Consider the following 13980-nt stretch of genomic DNA (forward strand, 5'->3'; position numbering starts at 1 on the left):
GCTTATCCGGTGTGCTGGTCAGCAGCTAATTTCTTTTCGATACGCCTATCAGGTATAAGCCACATCAAAGCTACAAGCACATAAAATGCAAAACTTATGTAGGGGCTTATCCATGCACATGCAATCCCTATTACGTAAAAAAAGATAGATATTTTACCTTTTTGATCATTACCCACGGCAATGGCAAGTGGTGAGGTTTGGCCTTCATGCTTAAGTAACACAACTACCAATATTGCGTAGGCAATAGAATTCATCAACAATACCACACCATACATTACAACCGGCCAAAGCTTACTGAAAGAGCTTTCGCCCATCCAGTCGGTTACAAAAGGTACCATCGACAGCCAAAAAAGCAAATGCGTATTTGCCCAAAGCACCGATCCATTAATAGAGCGTACGGCATGGAGCATATGGTGGTGGTTATTCCAATATATTCCGACATAAATAAAGCTGATAATATAGTTTAGAAACACGGGCCATAGTTCTTTAAGGTCTGATAGCTCATAACCGTGCGGTACTTTCATTTCTAACACCATAATAGTGATAATGATAGCGATCACGCCATCGCTAAAAGCTTCCAGCCGCCCTTTACCCATGTTTACATTTATTGGTCGCATAATGATTGTTTGCCACAAAATAGTAAAATCATTTAAAATGATCTGCGGTATTTTTAAAGCTTTACAACTTTTGTGTTTAATTATAAGTTATTGACTATTTGATATTTAAATAAAAAAACTCAACTATTATTAACTATTGATAAAAATGATTCTCATTGGTTAAACATTGTGTTAACATATCTCGTATAACAAAAAAATAAATTATTTAGGCACTGTGACAAATCGAAAAAAATAATCGTAAAAATGTAACAGAAATGTTGCAAATGATTTTTAAGTATATATATTCGGGCACCAATAACTATTTAATACCCCACAATTAATTAAACTAACAATGCAAAAAGAAAAGTCACCTTCACTTTTTTTACCCGTATTAACAGGAATTCTACTACTTTTTATTTTCCTGTCGGGTATCACCGAGATGGCATGTTTAGCTAGCTATGCAGGCCGTCCAGATCAGACAACAAAATTGAATAAGGTTAAAACTTTAGCAGTGACAAGTAAGAATGTCACAGCTAATCTGCAGTCGGTTACAGCTACCAGCAGCAAGCCGTCAGTTAACTAAAAATTGCAACATAATAAAAAGGCTACCTGGTATTAGGTAGCCTTTTTTATTTGAAAGAATCCCTGTTTTAATAATCAGAATAATCAGTAGGGTATAAAAACAAACTCTCGGCTTTAGATACATTTTTTTGATATTCAGGCATTTTACCTAAGGCTTTAAAACGCTCATCGTCAAAAAATAACTTCCATTTGTCTTTGTTATCCTGCAGGCCGTTAAAGGTTGTCATATACATCAGGTTAGGCATATGGCTGCCGGCAATTACTTCGGCATAAAATATAGCGTTGAAGTTATAACCCTTAAAAATGCCAATCTCATCACCTATGTTAAACATTTTCACTTTGCTTGCATTGTACTTTTCACTAGCGCTTTCGTAGCTGCGTAGCTCATAGATGCGGTCTGACTTTTTTGCTGTAAGGTTGGGTACGTTTGGTTCTGGAGCGCCCGGAAATGCTTTGAGTACGATAGTTTCCATACGGGTGTAGCAAGGATTGTCGAACTGAGCGTCCAGATAATCTTTACCGGCATCCAGGTAGGTTTTATCGCCCATCAATTTCTGATCGGTAGTTTCAAGCGCCTCCCAGGTTTTGTAAGGTACATATACATAGATCTTCTTATCCAGGCTATCCTGCTTTAAGACTTTAAACACACCCACATTTTTAACCCCGGCTTTGTGCAAGGCTGGCAGATAGGCGTTTTGAAAATAAGCATCCAGTCGGCTTTCCTGAGCCTGTGTTTTAAAATGATAGATCTTAATCTGATAATAGTATTGTGATGCGGCCTGAACGCGCATACCAAAACAAAAGCATGTTGTAAAAACAAACAATGCTATAACTACGATGGGGCAATTTCTAAATCTCATTTTTAGGTTATTTATTCTTTAATACGATTTAATCGCGGTAAACTTACAATCAATAATACGAAAACTGCAGTTACCAGCTTTAATAAATTAGCGTCTACACCAATGCTCAAAGTTAAAGCTAAAACAAGCTGGAATATAACAGCGCCTGCCAATACCAAAATCAGACTCGTCCAAACTGAGGTAATGTGCAGCCAGCCAATCAAAGTTTCAGCTATAATTACCGAGCCCAACCCTACTATCACAATACCTATCCCCATATTCATGTCGGCAAAGCCCTGATACTGGGTGATGAGATAACCACTCACCGCTGTAAGTGCGTTTGCCAGTGCCAGACCAATAATTTTCATCCTATCCGTATCTACGCCGAGGGCACGGATCATAGATTCGCTGTTGCCTGTGGCGCGCATGGCTATACCAAAATCTGTTTTAAGGAGATAGCCGATTAGCAATGTAGTGATAGCTACAAATATCAGCAGCATTATTGCTGTATTTTGATTTGGGTCGTTTAGTACGTGCAATGATGTAAATATTGATGAGGTGCCAATCAAAGGTAGATTAGATCGGCCCATAAAGGTTAAGTTAACCGAATACAAAGCTGTCATCACCAAAATGCCGGCCAACAAAGGGTTAATCTTTAGCTTAGTATGAATCAGTCCGGTGATTGCCCCTGCTACCCCACCGGCCACGATAACCGCGGGTAGAATCATATAGCCCGGCAAATGTCGCGTTAGCAAAATAGCAGTTACTACGCCGCCCAGTGTATAGCTACCATCGGTAGTTATATCCGGGATATTAAAGATCTTCATGGAGATATAAATACCCAGTGCAATACCCGAAAAGCAAAGCCCCTGTAATAAGGCGGTGAGGTAAAAGCTCATTATTTTACGGCTTCGAAATTTGAAGGTATGGCAATGTTATACTTTTTAACTGCCGCCGGGTTATAAACCCGTTTGCGGATCTTCACCATCTCTGGTTTCAGGCCATCGGTTTTATGTGTTTTTAGGTATTGTGCGGCCTGCTCGCCGGCTTGGTAACCCCATTGGTAAATATCGGCACCAAAGGCTGCTACGGCGCCTCGTTGTACTAAACCTGCTTCGCTGGTAAAGATGGGTACATTGGCGGCATTGCAATTTTTCAATATGGTCTCAAACGACGCAAATACCGTATTATCCGGGTTGGCAAAGAATGCGTCGATGTTCTTAGCCAATAAAGCCTGCGTAACCAGTTGCGCATCTGCAGAGGTGTTAAGTGGCAGGGCAATCAGTGTTACATTCAGCTTATTTGCCAATGATTTAATACGCTGCATAGCATCGGCAGACTGTGGCTCGGCTTCGTTATAGATCATGCCGATTACCAGCTTAGTTCCTTTTGGTTTTAGCAGTTTTGGGATGATGCTGAACGACGTATCAATGTATTGCAGATCCTCAACCGCGCCAAACAGGTTGGCCGGCGCTTTGCCATCGGCTCCAACAACCTTCATACGCTCGGGTGTTGGCGATACCATTTCAAAGATTGGGATGGTTTTGGTGTTTTGCACTGCAGTTACTGATGATAGGGTTGTGCAGGTAGCCAGCAGGTCTACTTGCTCTGATACAAAGTAATTGACGATCTGGGTTAATGTTGGGATGCTGCCTTGTGCATTGCGGTATTCTATCTGTACGGTCTTCTTTTCTTCGCTGAAGCCTTCTTTCTTTAAGGCATCGGTAAAGCCTACCCTGGCTTGCGCTATAGTGGCATCTTCAAAAGCATCGACAAAACCTACTACCGGCCCGTTATTGGGTTTGGTTGATTTACAGGCTGATGCAAGTATGGTTAATAAAATGAGTGGCAGATACTTTTTCATTGCACTAAGTTAGGTAAAGCTTGGAATGTTGAGAAATACCTACCTCAATATTTGAGTCATAATCCTATTAAGTGATCCACGTGCGTGTGTGGATCAAATGGATTAGTTGGATCACCTTAAAATCAAAACTGTTTAGTAGTTAACTATTTATGTTAAACTATTTTAATAGTTGGATCAGTTTGGATCACTTTTCCTGACTTTTAAGTCTTTTTTGGATCACCCTGTTTAAAATAAATCTCTAATTACATCATAGGCCATTTTATTCAAATCTGTACTGCCCTGGTTATAATTACGCATTAGTATAATGGCATACTTTGAATCTAAATTGATAATGAATTGCGAGGTGTAACCAGCGGTCGACCCGTCGTGACCAATCGTATTTCTGTTCATGCCCGAATGTACGGTAAGCCCCAGCCCATATTGTTTACTAACATAAGGTATATCCTCCATTTTTTTAATACTGGCCTTGCTAAGTAAGGTCGGTTGAACTATAAAAGATGTAACAAATTTTGCCAGGTCAGTCGGTGTTGAATATAAGGCGCCATTTGGAACCCGGTAACCCCTACCCGAATGTTCTCTAAATGGTACCCGGGTATTTACCGTACCCGATTGATTATCTAAACCCTCGGCAAGTCTTGATCGCTTATCATCGGGCACAGAAAAGAAAGTATCTTTCATGTACAGCGGCTCTATAATTCTTTGCTGCACCATTTTAATATATGGCTCGCCGGCCGCTCTTTCCAGAGTCAGCCCTAATATGGCAAAGCCGATGTTTGAATATAAAAAGTCACTACCGGGTTTAGAAGCAAAACTGGTATGTGGTATGCATTCCAGAACCTTTTGCTGCCATTGGTCTATACTGCCTATGTTAGCATTACCTAAATCAGGCTCACGTTTAAGGCCCGAAGTGTGCGATGCCAGTTGCCTGATGGTAATTTTATGCTTATCACTATAACCAATCAGTCCTTTAACTTCGGGTACGTACTTTTCAACTTCATCGTCCAGGCTGATCTTGTTTTCTTCGACCAATAGCATCAACAATGTCGCCGTAAAAGTTTTGGTGATGGAACCTATCCGGTATATGGTAACTGTATCTGCAAGCATCTTTTTGTCCCTGTCAGCATAGCCAAAAGCATTTGCCCATATTACTTTATTATCCTTTGTAATAACGGCAGATATGCTGCCGCCCAGATTATCAAATTCGACATCGGTTTTTAAGCGTGCGCTCAACCTGGATATTACTTCATTTTCATGATTAGTTAATTGTGCAAAACAAATCAGCGGGCAAAGAGCGGATACAAAAACGAAGGTTATTAAAAGGCGTTTCATAGGTGATTATAAATCTAACAGTAATTTTCTGGCCACTTTATTCAAATCGGTACTACCCTGATTATAGTTACGCATAATGATAACCGAGTACTTTGAATCAAGGTTAACCATAAACTGTGCGGTATAGCCCGGCACGTAGCCATCATGTTCTATTAAGTTTTGATTGATGCCAGAACGGATCATTAAACCTAAACCATAGTAATCGCTTACACTGGATATATCCTCCATTTTCCTGATACTCGCCTTGTTTAATATTTGCGGCCTGGTTATGAATGAGGTTACAAATTTAGCCAGATCAGTAGGTGTTGAATAGAGTGAACCGGCCGGCAAGCCATAGCCCATTCCAATTTGTTGTTTAAAAGGTACGCTAAGATCTACGGCGCCCGACATGTTACTTAAACCCACGGCCATATTTTTTACTTTATTGTCGGGCACCAAAAGGAATGTGTCGTGCATTTGTAGTGGTTCTATGATCCTGCGCTGTAACATATCGATATAAGGCTCGCCGCCGGCTCTTTCTAAAGCCAATCCTAAAAAAGCATAACCTACATTTGAATACAAAAACTTATCGCCTGGTGTAAAGGCCAGGCTTGATCTGGGAATACAACGCATTAGCATTCGTTCCCATTGAGATGGGTCGCCTATATAAAAGGAATCTGGTTCAGGGTCGCGTTTAATTCCTGAGGTGTGCGATGCCAACTGCCTGATAGTGATCTTATGCTTGCTGGAGTAACCCTTTATATCAGTTATCTCAGGTACGTATTTTTCAACATAGTCATCCAGGCTGATCTTTTTATCTTCAACCAATAGCATTAACAAGGTAGCCGTAAAAGTTTTGGTGATGGAACCGATGCGATAAACGGTGCCGGTATCTGCCAAAATATTCCTGTCCTTATCGGCATAGCCAAAAGCTTTTGCCCATATCACTTTGTTATCTTTTATGACAGCCGCCGATATGCTGCCATTTAAATTATCCCAGGCAACGTCATTTTTTAAATGGTCGCTAAATTTTGAGATCACTTCATTTTCATGACCGCTTAATTGCGAAAAACCAATCAATGGTAAAAATGAAAATGCAGCGACTAAAGCTAATAAGGTCTTTTTAGGTGTCATTTATACAGGCAGATAATGCTTAAAGATAGCGTCATTATTGTTTATTTAAAAATCCAACTAAATTAGTTTTCGCTACTTTAGCAGGCTATGACTTCTATTGTATCTAAATTACCCCAGGTCGGTACTACCATTTTTACTACCATGTCTGCCCTGGCAGCGCAGGTTGGCGCCATCAATTTGTCGCAGGGATTTCCTGATTATGACTGTTCGCCTGAACTGATTGAGCTTGTTAATCAAGCCATGAAGGAGGGTCATAATCAATATGCGCCAATGGCCGGTGTTAAAGCGCTGCGCGATGAAATAGCTAATAAAGTGCAAAAACTGCACGGTGCGGCTTATGATCCTGATACGGAAATTACCATTACTGCCGGTGGCACACAGGCTATTTTTACAGCCATCAGCGCTGTTATTCATCCAAACGACGAAGTGATCGTGTTCGAACCTGCATTTGATTGCTATGCTCCCGCCATTAAAGTGATGGGCGGTATTGTTAAATCGTTAGAGCTAGAACCGACCAACAATTACCGTATTGATTGGGGCATGGTGAAAAAACTGATCACTAATCGTACCAAGCTCATCATTTTAAACTCCCCTCATAACCCTACCGCTACCATTTTACACCAGGAAGATATTGAACAATTAAGTGCCATTGTACATAATCAGGACATTTTAATTTTAAGCGATGAGGTTTATGAGCACCTGATTTATGACGGAGAAGTACATCACAGCATGGCTCGCTACCCCGAATTGAAGGAACGCAGCTTTATTGTAGCCTCATTTGGGAAATTATTTCATGCCACCGGCTGGAAGGTTGGATATGTCCTTGCGCCGGAGTACCTGATGAATGAGTTTAGAAAGGTGCATCAGTTCCTGGTTTTTAGCGTTAACTCGGCTATGCAACACGCTATGGCCCAGTATTTAAAAGACGAGAATACTTACCGCTCTTTACCAGACTTTTTTCAGCAAAAAAGAGACTATTTCAGACAAGGATTAGCGCAAACTCAATTTGAATTACTGCCTTCATATGGGTCTTATTTTCAATCGGTTAAGTACGGTCATCTAAACAATGAGTCTGACGTGGACTTCGCAATGCGCTTAACCAGAGAGGCGGGCGTTGCCTGTATACCCACTTCGGTGTTTTATACCCGCGGTACAGACCATAAAGTTTTAAGATTTTGTTTCGCCAAAAAGCAAGAAACGTTGGATGACGCCGTTAATAGATTGTTAGATTTTAAACTTTAATGAAAAATATCGCGTATTAGTTAACCATTATTGCCGAACTCAAATCTGCTATGGAAAATTTAAAAATCACTGTATTTCAAGGTTACTTATTTTGGGAAAAGATAGATCAGAATTTACAAAACATAGCACTGCGATTGGGCAGCATCCGTGAGAAAACTGACCTGATCATTCTGCCTGAGATGTTTAACACAGGCTTTACCATGAATGCAGAGGCATTAGCTGAGACAATGGGTGGTAAATCCATGCAGTGGATGCACAAAATAGCCCAGCAATATGATTGCGTGGTTACCGGCAGCCTGATTATAACCGAAGCTGGCAAGTACTACAACCGTTTAATTTGGATGCAACCCAACGGCACTTGTAACTATTACGATAAACGACACTTGTTCGCCTTAGGTAAAGAACATCAAACTTATACAGCAGGCACTAAAAAATTGATCGTAGAACTGAAAGGCTGGAAAATCTGTCCGGTTATTTGCTATGACCTGCGTTTCCCTGTATGGCTGCGTAATGTGGATGCGGCTTATGACTTACTGTTGATTGTGGCTAACTGGCCAGAGCGCCGCGCGTTGCATTGGCGTACGTTGATACCAGCACGCGCGGTTGAGAATCAAAGTTATGTAATAGGCGTTAACCGTGTTGGGCACGATGGCAATGAAGTTTATCACTCTGGCGACTCGACCTGTATAGACCCCAACGGCAACGTTGTTTATTATAAACGCGATGAGGAAGACGTCTACACCTTCACCATCATCGGCGATGAGGTTATTAAAACCCGCCGCGCCATGCCTTTTTTAAAGGATGCCGACGATTTTAACCTTATTTAATCTTCGCCTGGATTGTATCGGTTTGGCTAAAGCCTTTTGGAACAACCGATATCTCCGTCCCATAAATGGGACGGCAATGAATTGACTAATTTCAAACCATTGTTTTCATTCATTGCCGTTGGCTTTAGCCAAAATTTACCATTTAACCTTATTTAACGCATCATCCTGCCAATAAAACTGCAAACTTTCTTATTTTGCAGCTTAAACTAATTTGATCTAAAATTGATAAAGATTTCTCGCGCCGCAATATTGGCTATTTTGGCTTTTAGCCTTACTGCATCGGCACAAAAGAAAAAAGATTATACAGGCTATGTAAACCCTTTTATTGGTACCGGCGGACACGGACACACCTACCCTGGCGCAGTAGTGCCATTTGGTATGGTTCAGCTAAGCCCTGATACCCGTTTAGAGGGTTGGGACGGCTGTTCGGGTTATCATTATACAGACTCTGTTGTTTATGGGTTTTCGCATACGCACTTGAGCGGTACCGGTATTGCCGATTATTGCGATATCCTGTTTATGCCTACTACCGGCAAACCACAGTTTAAAAACACCGATTACAGTTCAGGTTTTAAAAAGAAAAATGAGTTTGCATCGCCAGGCTACTACAAAACCACGCTGGATAAATATGCTATTGATGTAGAGCTAACGGCTTCCACCCGTGCAGGCATGCATCGGTACCACTATCCCTCAACCAGTCAAGCTAATATTATTATCGATCTTAAACACCGCGATGAAGTACTGAACTCATGGGTTGAGATCATTAATGATCATGAGATTCGTGGTTACCGCGAATCAAGAAGCTGGGCCAGCGATCAGCACGTGTATTTTTACGCTAAGTTCTCTAAACCCTTTAAATCTTATGGCATAGCGATTAATGACCAGCTGCAGGAAGGTTTGAAAAAAGCTAAGGGTAAGAATCTTAAATTGTATATCCGGTTTGATAACCCGGGGCAGGTAATTTCTAAAGTTGGTATCTCTGCGGTTAGTGCCGATGGCGCCTTGAAAAATTTAAATGCCGAAATGCCTGATTTTGATTTCAAAAAGGTACAAAAAGCGGCAAAAAACCAGTGGATTGAGGCCTTAGCAAAAATTGAGGTTGAAGGTGGTTCGCCGGAAGTAAAAGAAGAAGAGCAAATGTCGGCAGAGGCGATGAATGGCTATGGAAGACGTTCGGGTAAAAAACAGGCACCGGTTGATTATGGCAAAATCAAAAGAACTATATTTTATACCGCTTTGTACCACACCATGTTATCGCCTAATATTTATAGCGATGTTGATGGTCAGTATCGTGGAATGGATCAGAAAATACACACAGCCGATGGCTTTACTTATTATACCGTATTTTCTTTGTGGGACACCTTTCGGGCCGAGCATCCGTTGATGGCGTTGATCGACAAAAAGCGTACGCTTGATTTTATCAAAACTTTCCTGGCTATGTATGATCAGCAAGGATTGCTGCCTATCTGGTCGCTGGCTTCTAATGAAACATATTGTATGATCGGTAACCACTCCATCCCCGTTATTGTTGATGCTTATGCTAAAGGTATCCGCGATTTTAATGCAGAGAAAGCTTTGGATGCCATGAAAGCATCCGTTAACAGAAATCAATTTGGTCTTGACATATACCGCAAAAACGGCGCTGATTTAGCCGATAACGATAAAGAATCCGTATCAAAAACATTAGAATATGCTTACGACGATTGGTGTATTGCCCAATTTGCCAAAATGCTGAATAAGCCGGTCGACTATAATGAATACATTCAACGGGCACAATATTGGAAGAATGTACAGGATAAAGAAACCGGGTTTGTGCGGCCTCGCATCAACGGAGCCTGGCTTACCCCTTTCGACCCTAATGAGATTAGCCATAACTATGTTGAAGGTAATGCCTGGCAATACTCTTTCCTTGCGCCACAGGACGTTAATGGCTTGATTACCCGCATGGGCGGCAAAGCAAGTTTTAGCGCCAAGTTGAACGAACTGTTTACTACTACTGCCCCATTAACCGGCATCGAACAACCGGATGTTAGCGGACTGATTGGCCAGTATGCGCATGGTAATGAGCCAAGCCACCACATGGCCTATCTGTTTAATTTTACTGACGATGCCGATAAAACGCAGTTCTTTGTCAACAAGATCATGAGCGAGCAGTACACTGACAAACCCGACGGACTTGCCGGTAATGATGATTGCGGGCAGATGTCGGCCTGGTATGTCATGAGTGCTTTGGGGATCTATAATATTGCGCCCAGCCAGCAACAGTTCCAGATTGGTTTACCGCAGTTTGAAAGCGCAGTGATAAATTTAGAAAACGGTAAAAAGTTTACCATTTTAAATTCGGGCACTTCGGTGGCACGCAATAATATCTATTTGCAAGGCATCAACCTTAATAAAAAAGTCTATAACAAGCTGTATTTAACTTATGATGATATTGCCAACGGCGGCGAGTTTGAGGTTTTTACGGGCAGATTAGCTAACAAAATGTTTATGCAGGATTTGGAGAAATCTACTTCAGCGATTACGGATAATCTGATTGTGCCCAATCCAACTATCACTCTGCTTAAAACTTTTGCTCCGCCCACACAAGCAGAGATCAAAAGTAATGACCTGGATGCGGATGTACTTTATTATACCATAGATGGTTCGACACCGAACACGTCATCAACAATATACAGCAAAACCATACCTGTGATATCAAAAATGACCATCAAAGCTATCGCCGTAAAAAACGGCAAATCAAGTTTTGTAACAGAAGCGCATTACTAACGTCTTTTAAGCATGGCTTATAATGAAAATTTAGCTAACCGAATCCGTGAGTCTCTTGTCGATCATGGGATTGAGGATGTCGAAGAGAAGAAAATGTTTCGCGGCTTATGTTTTATGGTGAATGGCAAGATGTGTGTTTGCGCCAGCGCCGACGAATTATTTTGCCGCATAGGGCCAGAATATAAAGAGGCTTTGGAACTGAATGGCGTGCGCGGCATGATTCGTAACGGTAAAGTGCTGAAAGACTTTGTGTATGTGAGCCCCGACATCATCAAAACAAAAAAAGAATTTGATAGTTGGATTGAAAAAACGCTGGCGTTTAATAAATTTGCCCGCGCTACCAAAAAATAAAGCTTTAAATTTTGGCAGTGGCTACTCCTCTCCTAAAATTTAAAGGTTAAAATTGCGTTGTTACCTATTTAAAAACCGGCTATAATTTTGAGCCAATAAATTTACATCTTTACCGAATGTTCAGACGGATAAAAAACCAATACCTGAGATACTTTGTCATCTTTGTCTACGCTATAATCATCTTCTTTTGCGCTATCGAGCTAAACTTTTTGTGGCTCTTCGGTTACTCGCCGGATATGACGGATATTAAAAGCCCGAGCATGTCTGTTGGTTCGCAGGTTTATGCTGCCGACGGAAAGTTGCTTGGCGAATATTATCACGAGAACCGTTCGCCTGTCGAGTTTAAAGAGATCTCACCAAGCGTTATCAACGCGCTGGTAGCTACCGAAGATGTCCGTTTTTACAAGCATGGCGGTGTTGATTTTTATTCGTTCGTCACCAGTATTCTTTCCACCGCCAAAGGCGATAAACGCGGCGGTAGTACTATTACGCAGCAATTAGCTAAAAACCTGTTTGCTACGCGTAAACGTAAATCACAGGGCTTTTTACGGCATATACCAGTGGTACGCACCTTGATATCGAAATGTAAGGAATGGTTAACTGCTTACAAGATTGAGCATATCTATAGCAAACAAGAAATTCTGACTTTATATCTGAATACCGTTCCGTTTGGCAACAACTCCTTCGGTATAAAAACAGCTACTTTAAAATTCTTTGATAAAACGCCTAATGAGGTAACGCCATCTGAAGCTGCCACGCTAATTGGAATGCTTAAAGGTACATCAACTTATAATCCCATTAATAACCCCGATAGAGCTGTCGAGCGCCGTAATACGGTATTAAGCCAAATGGCAAAAGCTAGTTATTTAAGCAAAGCCGATTTTGACAAATATTCAGCCTTGCCATTAGGCCTTAACTTAAGCTATGTTGAGGATGACTCGCATGGTGATTCGTATATCCGCGAAGCGGTTGAGCGTTGGTTAAAGAAATGGTGTAAGGACAATGATTATGATCTATACGAAGATGGCTTAAAGATCTATACTACCATTGATTCCCGCTTGCAGGAATATGCGGAAGAAGCGGTTGCCGAAAAAATGCAGATGCTGCAAAAACGTTTTTATAGCATCTGGGGTAAGAAAAACCCATGGCGCGATTCGAAAGGTAATGAGATCAAAGATTTTATACTAAAAAATGAGCAAAAGCTGCCCATTTACAAAATGCTATTGGCGAAATATCACGGCGATACTATCCAAGTAAAACATTACTTTGAAACGCCCAAGCGCATGAAGGTATTTACCTGGAAAGGCGAGCAAGATACCACCTTTTCTACTGTCGACTCCATTAAATACTACGCACGTATATTGAACACCGGTATGATGACCATCGAGCCATCAAGCGGCAAAATTAAAGTTTGGGTAGGCGGTATCAACCATAAATACTTTAATTACGACCACGTAAACCAGGCTAAACGCCAGGCAGGTTCAACCTTTAAGCCATTTGCTTATTTAACAGCATTGGATAATGGCTACACCCCTTGCGATAAATTTACAGATCAACCGGTTTCTATTAAATATACCGATGGCGGTAAAGAACAAGTTTGGGCGCCAAATAATGCCGATTTTAAGTTTAGCTACCAGGAAATGTCATTGCGTTGGGCCATGGGTAAATCTGTAAACTCTATTACCGCTCAATTAACAGAAAAAGTTGGTTGGGATAAGATTGTGGAATATGCGCACAAGGTTGGTATTGAAAGTCCCTTAAAAGCTGTTCCTTCGGTTTCCCTTGGGTCAAACGATGTTTCTGTTTATGAGATGGTGCGTGCTTACAGTACTTTCCTGAACAAAGGCCAGAAGATCGATCCACTGTTGGTGACAAAGATAACTGACCATGATGGCAACGTTATCCAGGAGTTTGCCGTAAAGACAGAGCAGGTAATTAGCCAGGAGGTAGCCTGGTTAATGTTATATATGTTTAGAGGTGGTATGGAAGAACCGGGCGGTACATCGCAGGCTTTATGGGAATATCCCGGTCTTTGGAAAAAAGACAATCAGATTGGCGGTAAAACAGGTACTTCGTCAGACTATGTGGATGGCTGGTATATGGGTATTACTAAAGACCTGGTGACCGGCATTTGGGTTGGCGCAGACGACAGAAGCGTACACTTTACCACTTCAGAAAGCGGCGAAGGCTCGCATACTGCACTACCTATTTTTGGCAGTTTTATGCAGCGTGTTTATGCTGATAAGGAATCGGGCTATACTTACGGGCCGTTTCCAAGGCCATGGGTTAAGATTACTAAAAGTTACGATTGCCCGTCGCCCCATATTAAAACAGACACTACGGCTACGGATAGTTTAACCGCACCCATAGATACATTAAACCCACCGGGAGGCTTACCTCCGGATGCAAACCCTACAGGAACTAACCAGTAACAAATAATTAACGTCTATTTATTAATTTAGCGGCGA

Annotated in this window: 12 protein-coding genes; 6 read left to right on the forward strand and 6 right to left on the reverse strand. The window is 41.4% G+C overall.

Annotation, left to right across the window (positions count from 1 at the left end; all coding sequences use genetic code 11):
* Nucleotides 1-2: 2 nt before the first annotated feature.
* Nucleotides 3-617, reverse strand: coding sequence for a TMEM175 family protein (locus HB679_RS04210; protein WP_255547533.1), 615 nt, complete (start codon nt 615-617; stop codon nt 3-5).
* 331 nt (nt 618-948) lie between these two features.
* On the opposite strand from HB679_RS04210, the gene HB679_RS04215 reads away from it, so the two are divergent.
* A complete protein-coding gene (locus HB679_RS04215; protein ID WP_214070681.1) occupies nt 949-1179 on the forward strand; it encodes a hypothetical protein in 231 nt (76 codons plus the stop codon).
* A gap of 67 nt (nt 1180-1246) precedes the next feature.
* Here the strand turns inward: HB679_RS04215 and HB679_RS04220 are convergent, their stop codons facing one another.
* From HB679_RS04220 to HB679_RS04240, 5 genes are all read right to left on the reverse strand, one after another.
* Nucleotides 1247-2038, reverse strand: coding sequence for an NIPSNAP family protein (locus HB679_RS04220; RefSeq protein ID WP_214070682.1), 792 nt, complete (start codon nt 2036-2038; stop codon nt 1247-1249).
* A gap of 11 nt (nt 2039-2049) precedes the next feature.
* Nucleotides 2050-2916: an ABC transporter permease gene (locus tag HB679_RS04225; protein WP_214070683.1), complete on the reverse strand. Its 867-nt coding sequence runs from the start codon at nt 2914-2916 to the stop codon at nt 2050-2052.
* Nucleotides 2916-3881 carry an ABC transporter substrate-binding protein gene (locus HB679_RS04230; RefSeq protein WP_214070684.1) on the reverse strand — a complete coding sequence of 322 codons (966 nt, stop codon included), beginning with the start codon at nt 3879-3881 and terminating at the stop codon, nt 2916-2918. The genes HB679_RS04225 and HB679_RS04230 overlap by 1 nt, the downstream gene beginning before the upstream one ends.
* Before the next feature lie 225 nt (nt 3882-4106).
* On the reverse strand, nt 4107-5210 hold the full coding sequence (locus tag HB679_RS04235) for a serine hydrolase domain-containing protein (protein WP_214070685.1): 1104 nt from the start codon (nt 5208-5210) through the stop codon (nt 4107-4109).
* Between the two features lie 6 nt (nt 5211-5216).
* On the reverse strand, nt 5217-6323 hold the full coding sequence (locus tag HB679_RS04240) for a serine hydrolase domain-containing protein (RefSeq protein WP_214070686.1): 1107 nt from the start codon (nt 6321-6323) through the stop codon (nt 5217-5219).
* Nucleotides 6324-6410: 87 nt separating this feature from the next.
* On the opposite strand from HB679_RS04240, the gene HB679_RS04245 reads away from it, so the two are divergent.
* The 5 genes from HB679_RS04245 to HB679_RS04265 all read left to right on the forward strand — a co-directional run bounded on the left by HB679_RS04245 (nt 6411) and on the right by HB679_RS04265 (nt 13944).
* A complete protein-coding gene (locus tag HB679_RS04245; RefSeq protein ID WP_214070687.1) occupies nt 6411-7565 on the forward strand; it encodes a methionine aminotransferase in 1155 nt (384 codons plus the stop codon).
* Between the two features lie 50 nt (nt 7566-7615).
* A complete protein-coding gene (locus HB679_RS04250; protein WP_214070688.1) occupies nt 7616-8392 on the forward strand; it encodes an amidohydrolase in 777 nt (258 codons plus the stop codon).
* A gap of 222 nt (nt 8393-8614) precedes the next feature.
* On the forward strand, nt 8615-11161 hold the full coding sequence (locus HB679_RS04255; RefSeq protein ID WP_214070689.1) for a GH92 family glycosyl hydrolase: 2547 nt from the start codon (nt 8615-8617) through the stop codon (nt 11159-11161).
* A gap of 12 nt (nt 11162-11173) precedes the next feature.
* A complete protein-coding gene (locus tag HB679_RS04260) occupies nt 11174-11512 on the forward strand; it encodes a TfoX/Sxy family protein (RefSeq protein WP_214070690.1) in 339 nt (112 codons plus the stop codon).
* A gap of 116 nt (nt 11513-11628) precedes the next feature.
* The gene (locus HB679_RS04265; RefSeq protein WP_214070691.1) at nt 11629-13944 is read left to right on the forward strand and encodes a transglycosylase domain-containing protein; all 2316 of its coding nucleotides are present in this window, start codon (nt 11629-11631) and stop codon (nt 13942-13944) included.
* Nucleotides 13945-13980: the final 36 nt, after the last annotated feature.

Source organism: Mucilaginibacter sp. dw_454 (genome assembly GCF_018449775.1).
Classification (GTDB): Bacteria; Bacteroidota; Bacteroidia; order Sphingobacteriales; family Sphingobacteriaceae; genus Mucilaginibacter.